18 protein-coding genes are annotated in these 19,672 nt (G+C 31.7%); 15 read left to right on the plus strand and 3 right to left on the minus strand.

Annotated elements, in window-relative coordinates:
* Nucleotides 1-23: 23 nt before the first annotated feature.
* On the minus strand, nt 24-1,016 hold the full coding sequence (locus H0I26_RS13935) for a transposase (protein WP_218699631.1): 993 nt from the start codon (nt 1,014-1,016) through the stop codon (nt 24-26).
* Between the two features lie 364 nt (nt 1,017-1,380).
* Between H0I26_RS13935 and H0I26_RS13940 the strand changes: the two genes are divergently transcribed.
* The 10 genes from H0I26_RS13940 (at nt 1,381) to H0I26_RS13985 (ending at nt 9,614) form a co-directional block, all read left to right on the plus strand.
* A complete protein-coding gene (locus tag H0I26_RS13940; protein ID WP_256935132.1) occupies nt 1,381-2,085 on the plus strand; it encodes an SIMPL domain-containing protein in 705 nt (234 codons plus the stop codon).
* Nucleotides 2,086-2,544: 459 nt separating this feature from the next.
* Complete coding sequence (locus tag H0I26_RS13945) at nt 2,545-3,102, plus strand: hypothetical protein (RefSeq protein WP_218699632.1); 558 nt, start codon at nt 2,545-2,547, stop codon at nt 3,100-3,102.
* A 169-nt stretch (nt 3,103-3,271) separates the two neighbouring features.
* Nucleotides 3,272-3,688 carry a hypothetical protein gene (locus H0I26_RS13950; protein ID WP_218699633.1) on the plus strand — a complete coding sequence of 139 codons (417 nt, stop codon included), beginning with the start codon at nt 3,272-3,274 and terminating at the stop codon, nt 3,686-3,688.
* Nucleotides 3,689-3,690: 2 nt separating this feature from the next.
* Complete coding sequence (locus H0I26_RS13955; RefSeq protein ID WP_218699634.1) at nt 3,691-4,020, plus strand: hypothetical protein; 330 nt, start codon at nt 3,691-3,693, stop codon at nt 4,018-4,020.
* Nucleotides 4,021-4,839: 819 nt separating this feature from the next.
* Entirely contained in the window at nt 4,840-5,766 is a 927-nt protein-coding gene (locus H0I26_RS13960) for a hypothetical protein (protein ID WP_218699635.1), read from the plus strand.
* Between the two features lie 63 nt (nt 5,767-5,829).
* The gene (locus H0I26_RS13965) at nt 5,830-6,351 is read left to right on the plus strand and encodes a hypothetical protein (protein ID WP_218699636.1); all 522 of its coding nucleotides are present in this window, start codon (nt 5,830-5,832) and stop codon (nt 6,349-6,351) included.
* 418 nt (nt 6,352-6,769) lie between these two features.
* On the plus strand, nt 6,770-7,186 hold the full coding sequence (locus tag H0I26_RS13970; protein WP_218699637.1) for a DUF6896 domain-containing protein: 417 nt from the start codon (nt 6,770-6,772) through the stop codon (nt 7,184-7,186).
* Nucleotides 7,187-7,194: 8 nt separating this feature from the next.
* Nucleotides 7,195-7,593, plus strand: coding sequence for a hypothetical protein (locus H0I26_RS13975; protein ID WP_218699638.1), 399 nt, complete (start codon nt 7,195-7,197; stop codon nt 7,591-7,593).
* Nucleotides 7,594-8,417: 824 nt separating this feature from the next.
* Nucleotides 8,418-8,966, plus strand: coding sequence for a hypothetical protein (locus H0I26_RS13980; protein ID WP_256935133.1), 549 nt, complete (start codon nt 8,418-8,420; stop codon nt 8,964-8,966).
* Nucleotides 8,967-9,134: 168 nt separating this feature from the next.
* On the plus strand, nt 9,135-9,614 hold the full coding sequence (locus H0I26_RS13985) for a hypothetical protein (RefSeq protein WP_218699639.1): 480 nt from the start codon (nt 9,135-9,137) through the stop codon (nt 9,612-9,614).
* Between the two features lie 109 nt (nt 9,615-9,723).
* On the opposite strand, the gene H0I26_RS13990 is transcribed toward H0I26_RS13985, so the two are convergent.
* Nucleotides 9,724-11,283, minus strand: coding sequence for an IS1182 family transposase (locus H0I26_RS13990; protein WP_218699640.1), 1,560 nt, complete (start codon nt 11,281-11,283; stop codon nt 9,724-9,726).
* 207 nt (nt 11,284-11,490) lie between these two features.
* Between H0I26_RS13990 and H0I26_RS13995 the strand changes: the two genes are divergently transcribed.
* The 5 genes from H0I26_RS13995 (at nt 11,491) to H0I26_RS14015 (ending at nt 18,642) form a co-directional block, all read left to right on the plus strand.
* Complete coding sequence (locus tag H0I26_RS13995) at nt 11,491-12,765, plus strand: alpha/beta hydrolase-fold protein (protein ID WP_218699641.1); 1,275 nt, start codon at nt 11,491-11,493, stop codon at nt 12,763-12,765.
* Nucleotides 12,766-13,237: 472 nt separating this feature from the next.
* Nucleotides 13,238-13,759 (plus strand): hypothetical protein, encoded by a 522-nt coding sequence (locus H0I26_RS14000; RefSeq protein ID WP_218699642.1) that lies wholly within the window; start codon nt 13,238-13,240, stop codon nt 13,757-13,759.
* A 288-nt stretch (nt 13,760-14,047) separates the two neighbouring features.
* On the plus strand, nt 14,048-14,833 hold the full coding sequence (locus H0I26_RS14005; RefSeq protein ID WP_218699643.1) for a hypothetical protein: 786 nt from the start codon (nt 14,048-14,050) through the stop codon (nt 14,831-14,833).
* 2 nt (nt 14,834-14,835) lie between these two features.
* The gene (locus H0I26_RS14010; RefSeq protein ID WP_218699644.1) at nt 14,836-17,490 is read left to right on the plus strand and encodes an AAA family ATPase; all 2,655 of its coding nucleotides are present in this window, start codon (nt 14,836-14,838) and stop codon (nt 17,488-17,490) included.
* Between the two features lie 204 nt (nt 17,491-17,694).
* Nucleotides 17,695-18,642, plus strand: coding sequence for a tetratricopeptide repeat protein (locus tag H0I26_RS14015; RefSeq protein ID WP_218699645.1), 948 nt, complete (start codon nt 17,695-17,697; stop codon nt 18,640-18,642).
* Nucleotides 18,643-18,914: 272 nt separating this feature from the next.
* Here H0I26_RS14015 and H0I26_RS14020 read toward each other — a convergent pair whose 3' ends face one another.
* The gene (locus tag H0I26_RS14020; protein WP_218699646.1) at nt 18,915-19,550 is read right to left on the minus strand and encodes an SDR family oxidoreductase; all 636 of its coding nucleotides are present in this window, start codon (nt 19,548-19,550) and stop codon (nt 18,915-18,917) included.
* Between the last annotated feature and the right edge of the window lie 122 nt (nt 19,551-19,672).

Genomic DNA, 19,672 nt, shown 5'->3' on the forward strand with positions numbered 1-19,672 from the left:
CTAATTATTTAAAGACCTTTTTACTAGGCTGCAAATTTTTGTAATTCGACATAAGGTGTTCCTCTTTTTACCACTGCGAAAGCTCTTGACAAAATCTTATTTCTAACATTATTTAAAGCCACCAGTTTTGGTTTACCTTCTGCAACTTTTTTCTCGTAATACTGTTTTAATTCTTTATCGCACTGTATTGCGCTAACACTGGCAAGTGTTAAGAGTGTTTTCATTTTCCGGTCTCCTATCTTATGAATTCTGTTTTTCCGGTAAATACTGGTTCCTGAACTGTGCGCAAAAGGAGCTACACCACAATAACTTGAAAACTGACGCCAACTATCAAACCGCTTAAAATTGTTCGTGTGGTATAACAATTGACAAGATAATATTAAACCAACCCCTTTTAAGGTATTTAAAAGCTGATAATTCTTTTCCAATAACTCATCACTTCGTATTAGTTTTTTAATACTTTGCTCAAGTGTTGTAATTTGTTTTGTAAGATAATGAATCATCTTTTTGACAATTATACAACAATCATCAGTCGATGGACTACTAAGCAAAGTCTGCATTTCTTTAAGACTACTCATCTTACCTGTACGGTCTCGTACTAGCTGTTCTCTAAAGGATAACAAACGTCCTAGCTCTTGAATATCTTGCGCTTTTGGACTACTTAGAGTCAACTCTTCTTTGTAAAGCCATGCATATCTCGCAATCATTGCGGAATCAAGCTGATCTGTTTTTCCTCTAATAATTCCGGAAGATCGTTTAATGGTCAAAGGACTTTCTTCTACATAATCTATGTTGTTTTCTGATAAATAAACACTAAGATTTGTAGAGTAATGACCTGTATTCTCAAAACAAAAAAAATAGAGGTCTTTACCAAGGTACTTTTCGACCCAAGATAATAGTGCTTTGTAACCTTTTGAAGTATTGGAAAACACACGGTGAATGCCTCTATTATAAATATGTGCATCAATTGTTAATTTAGATACATCAATACCGATAACATCTACATATTTTTTCATATTTTTAAATATTGTTCCTACTCAAAGAGGAATGATTAATAAATGTTGCTATGACTATCACCTTTATTAGGAAGTGATTCCTGGTATTCCAAATGGTCCTAAAGCAACCTAAGAAAGACAAGAGGACTTATACGTATAATGGAACTATTATTCTAAACAACGTTCTAGTTCTCCTCTTGTTTCCTAGTAAAAGTAATAACTACTTTTATAATGAGTATAAAGTAAAGAACAACGTTCGCACACATTAAAGAAATCATGCAAATCGACCAGTTAACTAACTCAAAACGAGCGTTCACTCATTTTGAGTTTTTATAAACAAGTTGAAATTATAGTTTCGTCAAAAGAATTGATTAAACATAACGAAATGAAAAAATTTGGACTATTATTAATTATAGCATTTTTATCTTTACAAGGCTATTCTCAAGAAAAAAACTTTATTGACCAACCGTATTTGGAAACAACAGCAGTAGTTGACACTTTGGTGGTTCCAGACCTAATTTATTTATCAATATTAATTACAGAAAAAGATACAAGAGGCAGAACTTCGGTTGAGGAACTAGAAAAACGAATGCACACTAAACTAATCGGACTTGAAATTGACACAAAAAAACAACTTACTTTATCTGATGTAACAAGTAATTTCAAGAAATACTTTTTAAAAGGAAAAGAGGTCTTAAAAAATAAAGCATACACGTTATTAGTTTACGATGCAGAAACAGCAGGAAAAGTAATCGTTGGACTTGAATCGATAGAGATTTCTAATGTATATTTAAATAAAACTGAATACTCGAAATTAGAGCAACTAAAAATTGAATTAAAACAGAAAGCAGTTCTTAAAGCAAAAACTCAAGCCGAAACAATGCTGAAACCGTTGAATCAGAATATTGTAAAAGCACTTTATATTTCTGACTTAAATTCAAATATCACACATGCACTTCAAGGAAGCGTTGCTGGAATCCAAGTCAGAGGTTACGGTTATTATAAAGCAGAAGAATATAACCCGATTGACATTGAATTCGAAAAAATTAAAATCGAGAGTACTGTAACCATAAAATTCGGAATTGAATAAAAACTACTGGCAACAAAGTACTGTGTGAAATAACAAGAAAATCTCATTGATTTTTCTCTATAGTCCTGTCCTTTTATACTCTTTGTCAAATATTAATCCTGATTTACCAATAGAGTAATCGCTACAAAAACCCATACTATTCTAATAGATTAAGCCAAAAACCACTACAAATATTACTTTACATCGCGCTATTTTTACAACAATGAGGTTTTCCGTAAACAGCCTACAACTACTTAGTGTACCTTTAAGCCCTAATTAACAGTAAAATATACGTAGTTATACGTATTGTACATTTTGGTTATTAATTGTAGCTTCGCTTTTCAAATATAAAAACAGGAACTAAAGTTGCGGATATCCCACAATATTTACGGGATATCTGGAACAAAGGTCTCCATATAACGAGTTGTGGTGCATTTGAGAACCGACAACCGAATAGAAAATTTAAACTGAAAAAAGTAAATGAATTTTTCAAAGCATTGTAATTTATGTGAAAATGAAATAACCAGTTTTGAAATAGGTTTGACTTGCAAGTTGACCCAAAAAAAACCTGAATTTAAAAACACTTGTTCTAAAATTAAACTTGACAAAAAATTTCAAAAAAAGTTAGAACTCGCTAATCTTGAATTGGAAATAATACGCAAAAATAAAAAATCAATTCATTGGACTTTTTATTTTCTTATAACCATTGGTTTTTTATTAATAATTGGTGGGGATTCTTTAGCGGAATGGACTATTAATAGTGTTTACGTTTGGAAAATCAAAATTGGAATAATTGCTATCGGAATTACATTTTTAGTAATAGCATATGAAAAACTAAACGGATTTAGAAAGAAAATTAAGAATGTCCAGTTTGGGAAACATGAAATAGATGAATTATTAAAGAAATACGGAATTGAATATAAAACGTCCTTTTGTTTTAAAGAAAAAATTCACGGAATTCAAGAAATAATTATCGAAACTGAATTTAAAAACTGGATAAAAAAACGCACCACAACACAGTATAAAAATAATGCTTAGTTTAGTCCTTAATCTAGTGTTAGTGCACTTTTGTTACTGCTGATTTTCCTGCGGAAAATCCTCGCTCACAAAACCGCACTATTCTTATACATAAACGTTGGCAGTAATTTAAGAAAAACAGAACTTCAAAATAACATTTTGATTAAAAAAAATACATTTTCATCTATAAATGGCAATTAGCAAAAAAGGGAAAAGAAGAATCACAATAGACTCAAAAATATACTTTTGGTGGATATTTGACGAATTTGACCAAACCGAATTTGATGGAATACAAATTAAAATAGTTACTGAAAATCAATCGGGATATTTTAAATATGGGCTTGAGCAAAATGATAACGAAAGATATTTGGTTTTTGCATTAAGAGAAAACGAATACAAAATACATACTTATTGTCCGAAATTCGAAAATGACAGCGGAATAATAACACCATCTGGAATTGAAAAACTCATAATGTGGACTTTGAATTTCCCTAAAGAAACTGAAAAAAGAAAAATAGCACACGCATATAACCCAAAAATCGGAATAATAGAATCAGTAGATTACAAAAAGACTTATGATATAATTTTAAGCGGAATTACTAAATAAAAATGACTGAACAAGTAGCTGAAAGTATTATAGACTCTATTCTTGAATGCCGAGAGAAAGGAATCAAAGAAGATGAATTGATTGTTAAAGAATTGATAACCAAATTTGAGGGAAATGAAGATGATTTTTATTGGGCAATTGAAATGATGAACACAGGAGGTTTTAGAGCGTCAATAATGAGTTCAGGTAATTCTTATCCTAAATCTAATATAAAAATTGAAGACAATCCTATATTAAAGATTGCATTTAAAAAGTGTTGGATTGATTTAAAAGGAGAAGAACATTTCATTAAAAATTATGAAAAAAAGAAAAAATGGTGGAACATATTCTGAGAAAAACTACTGCCAATCGAGTAGACGGCTCCGACTAAAATAGCCGGAGTGCGCCTCTCACACCACCGAACATACGGGTCTCGTATACGGCGGTTCGTAAATCATCACGCCAAAGCTCTTTTCACCCTTGACACTATCTTCTAATTTAGGCATAGGCTACCACTAGTGCTCCTATGCGAATTTTGAAGAGAATTACGTTCAGTCCTTCCTTACTTGTGAGACCTTCTGAGGTATTGCCTCAACTCGTGTCCTGTAAGTACTATGACCTCTGCTGACTTCTCCATATAATCAACTCGTAACTTTGGAGATCTCCCCAGGTAATGGCATCTTCTTTCTCTCAATCACTGCCGTATCTACATAATTATCCTTTTGGTACTATTTGGGCGTTACAATGATGTGCTTGCTTACCCGAATAACTATGCCTCTGTATACGATTTCTGTTCGTCAGTACCGAGTTTTGTAGTCTCGCTTCCTTCAGATAAAACCTCACGGTTTTCACCCTTGCGACTTACTAATGCTTCAAGACGTTACTCCTGCGCATAAGGGACTTGCACCCTCTAGATTAATTATTTACCTTTAGGTAAATTAAAAGATGCCCATGCTGGGCACACACAATGTATATAAAAAATAGCGCAAGTCGTTTTTAAAACGAAGGCTTTGGCATTTTTGGAAAGTCGCCAAATTTTTAAATTTGACGATTTCCTAAAAATAAAATAAATAGTAAAATTTAAAAATTCGGCTTGTGTTTAATCCGAAAAGTTATCGCTTATTTTCAGCGCTACTTTTCATATACGAGACGTAAACCATTGAACAAAAGAAATGCCTGACTATTCGGAATACATAATAAAAGAAAATGAAGAAGTCGAAATATTTGCCAATTATAGGGGTGATTATACATTTCTATCAGACATTTTTCTAGGGCCTATCCTGGCAAAGGAATTTATTAAACGTCAAACTAAATTAGAATCTACTAAAGGTGATAATGCATTTTCGGCAATTGTTTTGGATTTTGATAATAAAGAATTACTCATTGAAATTTATCAGGGAGAGGAAATGGACGGTTCAGGAATATTTACTACCGAAATTCTACTAAAATTATTGGAAGTTCAATATTCTGGTTGGTCAATTAAATATGCAACTAATGGAATTTCTGACAGACAAGAATATATTTCAGGCACAAATTATAGAGAAACTTACGATTATGAAAAAGGGGCTTGGGACGAACCAAGAGGAGTTTTAATAAGTCTGAAAAATAGCTCTGAAACTAAGACATTTTGGAATGAATCAAGCTTATATGAAATAATATCAAAAGGAACTGACTTTATTTTAAAAGTCGAAAATCAAAATAGCATTCCAGAAAACAGATTCCCATTTGGAGGTATACACATAGATTTTAATGATAAAACGATGTTTTTTTGGTATTTCAACCCTACTCCGCAAGCTGAAAAATGGGCAAATAAATATTGGAAAGATTTTCAAGTATCGTTTCTATTCAATGGATATAAGAATCACTTTGAACTAATCGAACAATTCAAATTCAATGAAGTAATTCACTCTGGAATGACGAAAGCTCTTAATGGTTTAAAAGAATCTCTAGTTTATACTTATGAGCAGTATTCAAAAATAAGCTCTTCAAGCGAAAGATATGATAGAGAGTTAAAAATAACGAATACTTCGGAAAGACTAAAAATTTTCGAAAAAACACTAAATGAGTTAAATAAAAACGGTTTACACCAATTTGTATAATGCATATGCACCCTGCGGGATGCAAACGCACCATAAAAGAAACGTTGTGCGTCATTAAAACCAATGAATACGATAAAAGCCGAAATAGATAAAAGTGACTACGGAACAGATGAATTTCTGAATCTGAAAATTGACGGATTTTGGCTTGACGAAAAACTCGAAGAACTTTATCCGAACAATATGTACAAAGGACTTTATCCAACTTTACTTTTTGCAATGGAAATAGCACAGGAGGAAAAAGTTGTTTGGAATAGAATTTCACCAAAGCTCGGAGAAATAGCAATTAGCCCAATTCTAATGTGTCCTGATGATAATGACTTTTCTTGCACTCTGATTTTAGCAGAAATTGAAAATTGTAAAAACACGATAAAGTGGAACAAATTAGGAATTGATAAAACGACAGAATATGACGCTGAAAAAGTTGGCTTTAAAGTTGAATGGTTTGAAAAAATAAGCGGATTTGAATTCTCAAAAGATGATTATGAAAATATGTTATCAGAATTTAAAAAGCATTATCTAATAGAAAAAACGAATTGGGATAAACGGAATCCTGAATTTAAACAAAAAATACCGTTTGAAAAATAACGAACGCACAACAAAGTACTGTGTGAAATAACAAGAAAATCTCATTAATTTTTCTCTATAGTCCTGTCCTTTTATACTCTTTGTCAAATATTAATACTGATTTACCAATATAGTAATCGCTACAAAAACCCATACTATTCTTATAAACTAAGCCAAAAACCACTACAAATATTACTTTACATCGCACTATTTTTACAACAATGAGGTTTTCCGTAAACAGCCTACAACTACTTAGTGTACCTCTAAGCCCTAATTAACAGTAAAATATACGTAGTTCTACGTATTGTACATTTTGGTTATTAATTGTAGCTTCGCTTTTCAAATATAAAAACAGGAACTAAAGTTGCGGATATCCCACAATATTTACGGGATATGTGGAACAAAGGTCTCCATATAACGAGTTGTGGTGCATTTGAAAATGAGAACATCTTTAGAAATATTAGCCAAGGCAATAAGTGAATACAGAGCTGAAGGAACAGAACTAATGAAAAGACTTGGAAACAAGTTTGGCTATGATATTTTTGTTAATGAACAATATGAGGAATTTGTAACAAAAAGTAATCCTAAAGTTCCAAGAAAAGGAAAACTTTCAGAAAGAGTTAATTATGCTTTTCACGGAGGAGAATGTCATTTTCATAAAAAGAAAACACAGCAAAATATAGAAGTGATTTTATCAAATCCACCTAAATTTGGAAAAATAGATGCTTGGTTCTTAAAGTCATATTTAGACAGCACAGAGGAATACAAAGAGTATAGTGAAAAATTAGATTGGCAAGATTTGAAACCAATGTTAATTGAATTGTATCGGGCTGGATTTATAAAAGAAGTAAAATGAATACAAGTTTGGAAAAAATATCATTTGAGACTGAATCATATTTAATTGACTCGACAAGTCAAGAGAGATATTTTCCGTTTTTGGAATTTGAATTCAATGAATCTGCTATTTATGAAAATGATATTCCGAAATACTTCTTAAGCTTTTCAGAAGATTTAAAATCAGTACACGAAGTCGGCAACTGGATAATGGATGATTTGGAAAAAAACGGACACAACTTAAGGCAGTTGATTATCGAGCTTGGTAGTAGTTTTAATTTAAAATGGGATATTTTCTCATCGAATGTTGGAAAGTTTGTAGAGGACAGTTGGAAAAGTGAAACGATTGAACTGATTAGGTTTAGCGACAATCTGATTGAAAAAACAAAAACGACACCACGACAAAGTACTGTGTTAAAAAACAAGTAAAATCTCATTAATTTTTTACTAAAGTCCTTTTATACTCTTTGTCAAATATTAACCCTGATTTACCAATATAGTAACCGCTACAAAACCCCATACTATTCTTATAAACTAAGCCAAAAACCACTAAAAATATTAATTTACATCGCACTATTTTTATAACAATGGGGTTTTCCGTAAACAGCCTACAACTACTTAGTGTACCTTTAAGCCCTAATTAACAGTGAAATATACGTATTGTACACTTTGGTTATTAATTGTAGCTTCGCTTTTCAAATATAAAAACAGGAACTAAAGTTGCGGATATCCCACAATATTTAAGGGATATGTGGAACAAAGGTCTCCATATAACGAGTTGCCCACAATAGCGGAAATCACTCAGACGCAATCAATTCGGAATTGAAAAACAGTTAAATATTACGGAGTAAAACGTTGAATAAATCATACTTATTTATCAATAAAATCGGAATGAAACTCACAGCTGAGTTTTAGCTAGTTTGCGGAATCGAAGCTGGAATTATAAAAACGGAACTGAATGTGAAATTTAGAAAACTGAAAAATAACTCACTCAAACGGAATTGAAAATATTGCGGAATTTGAACAAGTTCACCGAGTCAAAACAAAAACTTCATTTTTAAATTTAAGAAAAGAACTTGAAAAGTTAGAAAATTGCTCTCTCAAGCGGAATTTAAAAAAAAATCAAAGTAAAATGCATATAAAATTTATTCGAAATAGAAAACGGAATTTAACGATGAAGAAAAACTACTGTGGGCAACAACGTTTATAAAAAATTGCTTAGTTTAGTCTTTAAATTTAAATGGTAGTCTGTTTTGGCTAAGTCTTATTTTCCTGCGGAAAATACGCCTTGCACAAAACAGCAACTTTCCATAAACAAAAACGTTGTAAACAATTTAAGAAAACGAGAAACTATGAGTTATGATTTAATGGTATTTAATCCCAAAACTGCACCAAAATCTGAATCTGATTTTTTGGAATGGTATGAACAGCAAGCGGAATGGGAAGAAGACCATTCATATGATGACCCAAAAGTGACTTCAGAAGAATTACGGAGTTGGTTTATGGAAATGATAACTGAATTTCCTGCAATGAACGGACCGCATTCGCCAACTGATATTGATGACAGAATTGACGATGATGAAATAACGGATTATAGCGTTGGAAAAGATGTCATTTATTCAGCGTTTAGATGGTCGATTGCGGAAAAAGCATATCCGAAAATGTTGGAAATGGCAGAAAAACATAAGGTTGGATTTTTTGACGCAAGTGGAGATGGAGATATTATGTTCCCGAATGAAAACGGAATTTTAGAATCTATTAATAAAAAAACGGAATCAAAACCTTGGTGGAAATTCTGGTAGAAAAAACTGTTTACAACACCGTATAAAAAAAATCGCTAAATTAGTGCTTAATCAAAGGCAGTTGCATTTTTGCCAACTTCTGAATTTCCTTCGGAAATTCCTCGCTGACAAAACCGCAACTTTTCTTATACAACAACGCTGTGTGTTATTTAAAAAAACCAAACATTAATGAAAGATATTTCAAAAAAAATAAAACCAGGTATTGGAGTTGGTGAACTTAAATTTGGAATGTCAAAAAATGATGCGAAGAAAATATTAGGAGAGCCAGACAGTTCTGAAAAATATTCATACACAAATACTGAAAAAGACTTTACCGAAAATTGGTATTATAGCGATTTAGGACTGAATATTTCTTTTGATGAGGAAGACAATTGGAAACTAGGATTGATTACCATAGAATCTGAAATCTATGTATTTGAGAACAGTATATATATCGGTCAGGAAAAAAATGAGATTCTAAACGAATTAATAAGCCTTAAAATAACTGACATTGAATATGAAGATATGGAGACTATTGAAAACCCAACACACGAATTATATTCTTCTGATACTTTAGGAATTAATTTTTGGTTTGATTATAACAAATTGTCTGAAATTCAAATAAGTCCTTTATTTATAGATAATGAAACAATAAAATGGCCAGAATAAAAACAACACACAACAACAGTAACCGTTGCACAACCCCTTAAAAAAGCACAAAAACAGCTTAAAATCTTTGATTTTAAGCTGTTTTTGATTTTAATACGCCATATTTTCTCTAAAATTCAAGTGGCTTAAAACATAGCATTCGAAGGCTTATTAGGTAGTTTTTGGTACTTTTAATAAAAGCGAGTAGTCCCGCTATACTTTCTGGCAGGTTTTTCATATATTTTAAATACTTTTTAAGATTATAGGCTGTTGCGGATAGATGCATACACTTATTAGCTTGTTTAATCCCAAGGGTATTTACTTTTCCCATGCCTAAAAACTGAGTTAGTGTACCAAAAACAGGCTCTACCGTGCTTTGTCGTTTTCCTTTCATATAGCTTCCTTTTTTACTATCAACTCGTACTATATTCCGCATGTATTCTGCGCGGTAATACGTTACGGAAAATGACTTTTCTTGTGCCGTTTTACTTAAGCAAGCGCTTCGTATTGGGCAATCTATACAAAGTTTTTTTGAACCTCTATAGGCCTTCTTTTTGGTGTTGCTCTTCTTTTCGTAAAACACCTTTTTAAAAGGGATTATCTTCCCTTGGAGGCAGGTGTAGTGATCTTCTTTTTCATTATAAATAAATTCATCTGGGCCTCCTTTAAAGGTGCCGTGTGGGGGAATATAACTGGTAATATCTTGCTTTTCTAAAAAAGCATAATTCTCGCCACTACTGTAACCAGTATCCGCGAGACAGGTGTCTATGGTAAGACCCGATTGCCATAAGCGTCTTTTTACTCGCAATACAATATCTGGTAAATGCTGACTGTCTTTGCCATCGGCATGATAGGCCTTGATGTCACTTATTACATGATGTGCGGCATCTACCGTGAGCTGACTTGAATAGTTTAATTTTCTCGCTTTTCCTGGTTTTACACTTATGCGAGCATCGGGATCGGTTGGACTATAATGCGTTTTATTACTAGTATAACGGGAACCTTTATTTCCTGCTCCAGGACGATGGTTTTGATCTTTTGACCATTTTTTGTTTCGGCTCTTTATCGCTTGTAATTCCTGACGGCTTGCTGATAATTCTTGTTGCGATTTTGGGGCTTTATTAACTTTTGCTGATCGAAGTGGTACTGCTTTATCTCTATTGCTTATATGTCGTACTGCTCGTAAATGAGATTCTAAATCTTCTTCTGGCACTTTAAGTTCTAAGCTATCCATAGAAGCATTTGCTTTAACTGGTGCGGCGTCGATAACTTGGGTGTGACCGCTTACCATTTGCATGTCTACGCACATTTTGAAAACATGAGTAAATAGACTTTCAAAAACCGACTCTGGGTACAGTTGACGTGTTCTACTTACCGTGGAATGCCATGGTAATTCTTCATCGATATCATAGCCTAGAAAATAAAGAATATCCAGTCGAAGACTACAATGTAATACCAGTTTTCTATCGCTAGTGATATTCTCTAAATACCCCACTAAACAGAATTTGAAAAACACTACGGGATCTAAACTTTTTTGTCCACAGTTTCCGTAATAGATTTTTGTTTGATTTCGTAGAAACTCTAAGTCTAAAATTTCTGATAGTCGTCTATAAAAATTGTCTTGGGGAACCCGACGACTCAACTGGAAATTGTTGAATAATTTCTCTTGATATATTTTTGTGCCTTGCATTACTAAATATACGAAATTTATATATCTTTAACAACACGTTGTGCAACAGGCACAACGTGTATAATTAATTGCTTTGGTCGTTGCTTATTTGGAAAATTCCTTCGGAATTTCCTCTGGTTCGTTTTTGTTTATTAACTTAGTCCTAGCCAACGCAACTGAACCATACACGAACTCGTTATGTGTAAGCTAAAAAAACATCGTGCTAAAATGATAAATTTTGAAAAACTATTAATTGCAATTTCACTATTGAGCATTATTTCTTGCCAAAAATCAGAAGAAAGGTCAGAAAAAAAAGATGAGAATATTGAACAAATCAACGGAATACAAATCGGAATATCGGATAGGCTAAATTCTGGAATACTTGACCAAGACAGAGAACTTTTAATCTATCTACCCGAAAGCGCAAAAGACCCAAGTAGAAAGAAAGAAAAATATCCAGTTGTATACCTTTTGGATGGGCATTATTCGTTTCTTCCATTTGTAGCAATGTTAAAGCAGTATAGCGAACTAAATGACACTAAAATACTTCCCGAAATGATTGTCATCGCTATTCCAAATATAGATTTCAACAGCAGAATGATGGATTTTTCGCCTACGACAGCTGGAAAACCCCAACAATATGGTGGTGGAAATAAGTTTTTAGAATTTATGAGTACGGAACTATTTCCATACATTGAAAAGAATTATCCAGTTTCTGATAACAGAACAATTGTAGGTCACTCTTTAGGTGGCGCGGTAGTTATGAATGCTTTAACAAGCAAACCAGAAATGTTTGACAATTACTTGATGATAGATGGAAGTCTCTCTTTTGATAATGAACTCTTTCTCAAAAATCCAAATTATACTCTTAACGGAATGGGTTTAAATGATAAAAAAATTTTCATTGCTATTGCCAATACTGCAACTTTTGGTAGTAGTTTGGAGAGTATTAAAAAAGATTCAATTCGAGCAAATAATCATGCTCGTAATTCACTTGAACTTATTAAGCAAATAGAACATATAGAAACAGATTTAAATATGGATTGGAAATACTACGAGAATGACACTCACGGAAGTACAGTATATCCCGCACAAAAAGATGGTTTTCGGTTTTTCTATCCTTGGTTTGAATTTAAAAAGGAACATAAGTATCGAAGTAAATATTTTATCCCTAAAACAAAAGAAGACAGGTTTGTTAATTTGACAAAATCACACTTTGAAATTATCTCTCAAAAATTTGGTTATAATTTTAAACCCGAAAAACAATGGGTAAGTTCAAAAGCCTATATGTTGTTAAATTTTCACAAACAACCCAATCAAGCGAAGGAAGTATTTGAATTAAACATTGATTATTATCCAAATGATGCGAGTACGTACAAAGATTTAGCAGATTTCTATTTATCTCAAAAAGATTCGATTTCAGCTAATAAGTATTACATTAAAAGTCTCGAATTAGATGATAATTCACAAATTCGAGAAATAGTAAATAAGTTAGGAACTTGAAACAAACAGCGGAAAAGCCTACACATAACAAAGTACTGTGTGAAATAACAAGAAAATCTCATTAATTTTTAACTACAGTACTTTTATACTCTTTGTCAAATATTAATCCTGATTTACCAACACTAGTAACCGCTACAAAACCCCATACTATTTTAATAGATTAAGCCAAAAGCCACTACAAATATTGCTTTGTATCGCACTATTTTTACAACAATGAGGTTATCCGTAAACAGCCTACAAAAACTTAGTGTACATTTAATCCCTAATTAACAGTAAAATATACGTAGTTATACGTATTGTACACTTTGGTTATTAATTGTAGTTTCGTGCTATTAATTTTAATCAAAAAGCAATGTTATTACTAATATTTTACGGGATATCTGGAAGTTTAGTAATCATATAACGAGTTGTGGTGCATTTGAGCAGAATGAACTGAAATCGAAAAATTAACTAAAATTGAACTGAATATTTAATGGATTTAGCAAGACATTGTGATTTGTGCGACAATCAAAAGACAAGTTTAAAAATTGGCACAACTTGTGGATTAAACGACAGAAAACCTGAATTTAATAAAACTTGTCCGAAAATTGAGTTGAATGAAAAGTTTGAAAACAAACTAAAATCAGTAAATATAGAATACGAAAACTTCAAGCGGAAAAAACTCTTGACTTATACATATTTTGGAGTTTTTGTGATCATCGGGATTGCTGTAATAGTTGGAGGATATTTATTTGGAAAATATATTTTTGATAGCGGAGTAATATCAACCGTTCCTATAATAGTTATGGCTGTTGGACTTGCGCCTCTCGGAATGGCATTCGGAACTTTAAACAAACACCGACAAGAAATTGAGATAGCGAAAAATAAAAAAGAAAAAATAGACGAAGTTTTGAACGAATACAGAATAGAATATGATGTTGATATTTCGTTTGGAAAAGAAATTCACGGAACTCAAGAAGTTTACGCTGAATTAAAAACAAAAGGAATACGATAAATAAAAAACGACACCACAACACCGTATAAAAATAATTGCGGTTAGTGCTTAATCAGAGGTCGTTGCGTGTTTGTAACGTCTGATTTTCCTTCGGAAAATCCTCGCATACAAACCCGCAACTATTCTTATACATAAACGTTGTAAGCAAGCCTAAAAATGAACGTATCACGAAAAACAGATTCGCAAAAAAATCGAACTTTGACTTATTGAATAGTTATATGTTTAGTTAATGAGATTATCTACAACGTGGCATAAGTGGACTGAATACAAATGAAAAAAGAAACTTAAATGAGTATAGAAAAACAGCTAAATATTGAGTTAAGGGGCAGAATACTCGAATACTCTTTATTCATTGAGAACTCAATCAATGATTTACTTCTATTGAATTTAGGGCTATTTAGTGATAAGAGAAACACCAAACTCTTCAGCAACAAAGGGAAAATCAGTTTTCAAAATAAAGTTGATTTATTAAATGATATTGGGGTTTTATCAAAGGAAGAGAATTCAAACTTTGAACTGCTCATGATAATAAGAAATAAGTTTATGCATGACATTGAATGCGACTCATTTCATACTTTATTAAATCAGCTTGACAATGGAATAGTAAACAGGTTTAAAAGGTTTCTTGAAGATGGTCAACAAACCTCTAATGAAGATGCCTGTGCGGGTGCTTGCTATAGATTATTTCAAAAAAATATAAAAACAATTAAAAATAAAATTAGTGTAAACAAAGCTGTTATAAATAAAAAACACGAATTTTTTCAGGTACAAAATGAACAAAAATTATTTTATATAGATTTCATTCACGATTTAATGAATGAGATATCAATAGCAACAGAAAATTCAGAATTGGAGAATCCAAAAGTGGCCATTTTAGGCGTAGAACTTCTTCAAATTTTAGAAAAAGCTATTCACAGGCTAAATATTCAATCAGAAATTGAAAAAAAGAATCAAGAAGAGTTTTTTAATTCAGATGACACCATTAAATCAATTTTTGGGATAAAAAGAGATCCTAAAGATTGGCCAAAATGGGAGGGTTTTAAATTACCAGAAATAAATAAACCAAAAATCTAAGGATGTCATTCAACAAAATTAAATCTCAATACAACCAGTTCATCCAAACATTAAAACCTGATGAGTTAACTCCTTATGAAATTAAATTGATCAATCTAATTTTAGACAATTTTGATTCGGTTGCAAGTGTCGGTACAGCAGCGGGAAAAAGAGCTTCTTTGTTAAACGAATTGATTAATCAAAATAGAGATAAGTTAAGCCAAGATTTACCAAAAATAGAAGATGAAACTAAATCTAGCAGTAATGATATTACAAGGATAAGAAGCATTGAAATAGATAATTTCAGAGGGTTTGCATCTAAGGAAGTTTTTGACCTTGACAAACCCAAAGTTTTGGTATATGGGCCAAATGGAAGTGGGAAAACCAGTTTTTGTGAAGCATTGGAATATTCTCTACTTGGCTATTTAAGTGAAGCAGACGCAAAACGAATAGACGTAAAACAATATATTACAAATGTTCATACCGAAAAGTCTTCGCAACCTATATTGGCAGGAACAAATTCAAAAGGAGAAATAATTGACATCAAAGTTAGTCCAGACAGCTATTATTTCTGCTTTATTGAAAAGAATAGAATTATTGACTTTGCTCGATACTCCTCTAAAACCCAAGGACAGCAAGAAAATTTATTAGCTACTCTATTTGGATTAGATGAGTTTTATTCATTCATTAATGGGTTTACAGAAAATATTTCAAGTAAAATTCCTGTAGAGTCCTTAAAACAAAAAGAACTCGATGGTAAAACCCAAGAACTAGCCGGTCAAAAGCAAAACATAAAAAGCTCAACGGAAAAAAAATCCGAACTAGAAGGTCAGAAAAAATCTATTGTAGAGAACAGCAAACTAAATAAGACATTTGATGAATTAGACATATATATCAATGGAAATCAAATTACAAAAGGCAGAATTGCACTTATTGATGAACAATTACAAAGACCAAAAGGGAAATTAATTACTTATACAACCACAAACGAATTATTAGAATCTGTTTTAAAAATTGAAAAACACATAACCCTATTTGAGAAAAACAACACAAAGTTTGAGCAAGAAAAGGATAAAATAAGCTTTGTTAAAATTTTTAAGTTGGTTCAAAATTTTGAAGAAATACTTTCTGATAAATGTCCCGTATGTGAAACAGCTATTGAGGAAACTAAAATAAATCCATACGATAATGCAAGAGTCAAATTAAAAGAACTTGAAGGGATTGCTAAAATTCAGCAAGACAGAGATAATGCTTGGAATAAACTTGTTTCTGACATTTATAGCTTTTCAAATGATTTTGAAAGTCGAAAGAAAGGCGCTTCGGAATTACAAGTGGAAATTATTGTGGATATTCCAGAGCAACTTAAAAATTTTCAAAAGGAAAAATCCGAGCATAAAAAATACATACAGGATGTAAAGAAGCTTTTTGAGAATATTAGATTGCAAAAAGGTACTTTGCTTGTGTTTGACCAAAAAACCATGGAATTAAACACAAAAACAAGTAAACATCTTGAAAGTCAAAAAGTCTTAGAGGATGAGAAGACCACGTTAATTAAATTAAAAAAAGAAATTGACGACCTCAAATCAAACATAAAACCTCATCAGGAAATAATTAGCATAGCAAAAAAAGCGGTAGCTGATTTTGATATCAAGAACAAACCTTTAATTGATGAGATTGCGAAAGAGAAAATAATCTTAGAGGATAATAAAAAATTCATTGAGGCATACAGCGCCTTACTACAGAAACTCAATAGGTACAAAAAAGAACTACCTTCATCTCTTGTAGAAAACTTGAATCAATTAACCAAAGAATTCTACAACTTCATAAATCGTGGGGATAGCAACTTCGAATTGATTGAAGAAATTATTTTGCCTTCCAATGCAGGAGATAATGTAAAAGTTACTTTTCAGGATAATCCAGAGGTTGAATTAGATGCAATGCATATTTTAAGCGAAGGACACACAAGGTGTCTTGGTCTATCAATATTACTTGCGAAAGTTGTTCAAGACAAACTCCCATTTATAATTTTTGATGATATTGTTAATGCTATAGATGATGACCATAGAGGCAGAATAAGAGAATTGCTTTTTGATAATCCAGTTATTAATGAAAGACAAATTATTATTACTTCTCATTCAGAAGAATACATAAAAGATATTGAGAATAAGCATTTCACAAAAAAGGGTTACAAAGATGAATGCGTTTTATTTACATTTTTAAAGCCAGTTTCAAAAACTATTCGTAAAAAGGAAACAACAAAGCATTATTTAAATAAGGCTTCCGCACATATTGAAGAACATTCTCATAGAGATTGTTTAATGGAATGTAGAAGAGCTCTTGAGAATTTGAGTAATGATTTATGGCGCAGGGCTTCAAAAAAATATGTTTTTCAAATCAGTTATAAAGTAAGAGCACCATTTTTACCACCTGATTTAATGGGAATTGTTAATTCATTAAGAAAAGAACTAAAAGCATTAAAAGTATCGGATTTTGAAAAGAGTTTAAATATTTTATCGTGGTTCATTGGTCTTGAAACATCCAATAATCAAGTTTGGAATTATCTTAATAAAGGGACACATGAGGAATCAGACCGAGATGATTTTGATTCATTAATTGTGGAAGAAGTGTTAAATAATTTAATTCAATTAGAAACAGAATTACATCAAAGTAAAAAATAAAATTTCATATATAGTCAAACATGAATATTTAGCAAATTGGAAGAAAAAAATCGGAATAGTAGTAAATTCAAGGATTTGGGTTCGTATCAAGCTTTGTGCTTAACTGAAAGTTCAATACTTCGAAATCACCTACTTTCCTTACACATAAACGTTGGCATCAATAGTCAAAAAATTCCGTAATCATTTGAACTCACAGTTATAATTATGAAAAACATTCTCTTTATACTAACTATTCTTCTTATTCCAATTGGAATTTTACTCAGAGTATATGACATAGTTGGTGGAAATATTCTGTTGACTCTAGGCTTTCTAGGATTATTAATTTTTTATATAAAAAAGGCAATCAGTGGATTTCAAAATAAAGTTTCGAAAAAAATTATTGTCCTAAACATCTTATTAGTATTAATGTCTTTTTGCTTATTTACAAAGTATCTCTATCATATTTTCGGAGATTATCCAACATTAATCATTCTTCCAATTTTCATAATTTCTGCTCTAGTTTATCTAATTACCGAAAGAGAAAAGCAAACAAAATTAACAATAGTAACATTACTATATTTGATATTGTCAATTCCTCTATTTGGCTTTGAATTTAATGAATCACCAAGACATTATATTCCTCAATCTTGGTATGATAGATATGGCGAACCTAAAAGTTACGTTAAATCAATACCTTTCGAATTTGAACTTCCAGAAACTAAAGAACTTAATGACAAAGGAAACAGCTTAAAAAACCAACAACTCTATTCTGACGCAATAAAAGTATATGAAAAAGGGAGAAAACTAGAGCCTAAAAATCTAAGCTTACTTTTTGAGTTATCAGAAGCACATGCAAAAATAAACGAATTAGAAACTGCAATTACTTTACTAGATACTGCAATAAGTATTAATCCAAATTACCCTGAATTTTACAACAACAGAGGTTTACTCTATTATAAAATTAAAAAAGATAATGAGGCAATAGAGGATTTTGAACTAGGTATAAAATTAGATTCTACTCAATCTTCATTTTACGCAAATTTGGCAATAGTTTATTATTATCAAGATTCATTTGAAATTGCTTGTTCGAAAATTAAAAAAGCAGAATCACTAGGTTTAGAAATAACCGATTTCAAACTACTTAGAGAAATAAAGGAAGAACATTGTGAATAAAACTACGGCTGCCAACAATGTTTATAGTTAATACGGGATTTGGTGATTAAACAAATGTCTATAACTATTTATTAAGTCCGCCAAATCTTTTGATTCGGCTTTAGTACAAAAAAAAGATAAAACAAAATAAAAAGATTTAGCTAAGACGAAAACGAAAAGCTACCTTACTTTTTATAGCATAACCGCTAACCAAATTCAAAACAACAAAAAAAGCTACCAAAACGGTAGCTTTTTTTTGTTCATCAGCAATCTTAAAATAAGAGTTACTCGTCTTACTTATTTAATGCACTTAAAGCATCACCAATTAGGGTATCTCCTTTTATTATTTCGAAAGTCGCATTATTTGCAACATCGTCATTTAAAGAGCTTACTAAAGTTTGAGCCACATCATTACGACTAATCTCTCCGCTTTTATTTAACTTAGTGTCTAACTGTATTGTATTAGTTAATTCGCCATTAGTTAAAGCGCCTGGTCTAACAATACTATAGTTTAGTCCACTTGACTTTAAATACTCGTCTGCATTATGTTTTGCTTTTAGATACGCCTGCAACTGCTCTGCTTGTTCTGGATGGTCTGCTCCCATCGAGCTTAACATGACAAACTTTTTAACCTTATTTTTATTGGACGCATCTATCAATCGCTTTGCCCCTTCTTGATCTACTTCTACTACTTTTTTCCCTCCGGATCCTGCAGCAAAAATAACCTTATCTATCGTGTTATTAAAAGCTACAGAAACGTCTTGCTCTAAATCGGCTAAAACAGTATCAATATTTTTGGCTTTAAAATAAGCGACTTGCGCTTCTTTTCTAACCATTGCAATTGGGTTAAAATATTGAGATTCGTTTAAAAGATTAACTATTTTTTTTCCTGTGGTACCGCTGGCACCTGCTACTAATATATTTTCCATACTTCAAGTTACCTCTACAACCTCTGGTTTCCAAAAAAACCCACACGGTTTAACGCTTGTTTAGTATAATACCCCCTGTAATGGCTAGATTTACTAATTTTTTTAACAATTGAAACTAGTTT

This window comes from Olleya sp. HaHaR_3_96, assembly GCF_019278545.1.
Taxonomy (GTDB): domain Bacteria; phylum Bacteroidota; class Bacteroidia; order Flavobacteriales; family Flavobacteriaceae; genus Olleya.

Bases quoted from the DNA above. Each gene is read 5' to 3' on its own strand.
- H0I26_RS13955 (WP_218699634.1), top strand. From the start codon at position 3,691: ATGACTGAACAAGTAGCTGAAAGTATTATAGACTCTATTCTTGAATGC.
- H0I26_RS13935 (WP_218699631.1), bottom strand. From the start codon at position 1,016: ATGAAAAAATATGTAGATGTTATCGGTATTGATGTATCTAAATTAACA.
- H0I26_RS13945 (WP_218699632.1), top strand. From the start codon at position 2,545: ATGAATTTTTCAAAGCATTGTAATTTATGTGAAAATGAAATAACCAGT.
- H0I26_RS14010 (WP_218699644.1), top strand. From the start codon at position 14,836: ATGTCATTCAACAAAATTAAATCTCAATACAACCAGTTCATCCAAACA.
- H0I26_RS14020 (WP_218699646.1), bottom strand. From the start codon at position 19,550: ATGGAAAATATATTAGTAGCAGGTGCCAGCGGTACCACAGGAAAAAAA.
- H0I26_RS13950 (WP_218699633.1), top strand. From the start codon at position 3,272: ATGGCAATTAGCAAAAAAGGGAAAAGAAGAATCACAATAGACTCAAAA.
- H0I26_RS13985 (WP_218699639.1), top strand. From the start codon at position 9,135: ATGAAAGATATTTCAAAAAAAATAAAACCAGGTATTGGAGTTGGTGAA.
- H0I26_RS14000 (WP_218699642.1), top strand. From the start codon at position 13,238: ATGGATTTAGCAAGACATTGTGATTTGTGCGACAATCAAAAGACAAGT.
- H0I26_RS13960 (WP_218699635.1), top strand. From the start codon at position 4,840: ATGCCTGACTATTCGGAATACATAATAAAAGAAAATGAAGAAGTCGAA.
- H0I26_RS13995 (WP_218699641.1), top strand. From the start codon at position 11,491: ATGATAAATTTTGAAAAACTATTAATTGCAATTTCACTATTGAGCATT.
- H0I26_RS14015 (WP_218699645.1), top strand. From the start codon at position 17,695: ATGAAAAACATTCTCTTTATACTAACTATTCTTCTTATTCCAATTGGA.
- H0I26_RS13990 (WP_218699640.1), bottom strand. From the start codon at position 11,283: ATGCAAGGCACAAAAATATATCAAGAGAAATTATTCAACAATTTCCAG.
- H0I26_RS13970 (WP_218699637.1), top strand. From the start codon at position 6,770: ATGAGAACATCTTTAGAAATATTAGCCAAGGCAATAAGTGAATACAGA.
- H0I26_RS14005 (WP_218699643.1), top strand. From the start codon at position 14,048: ATGAGTATAGAAAAACAGCTAAATATTGAGTTAAGGGGCAGAATACTC.
- H0I26_RS13965 (WP_218699636.1), top strand. From the start codon at position 5,830: ATGAATACGATAAAAGCCGAAATAGATAAAAGTGACTACGGAACAGAT.
- H0I26_RS13940 (WP_256935132.1), top strand. From the start codon at position 1,381: ATGAAAAAATTTGGACTATTATTAATTATAGCATTTTTATCTTTACAA.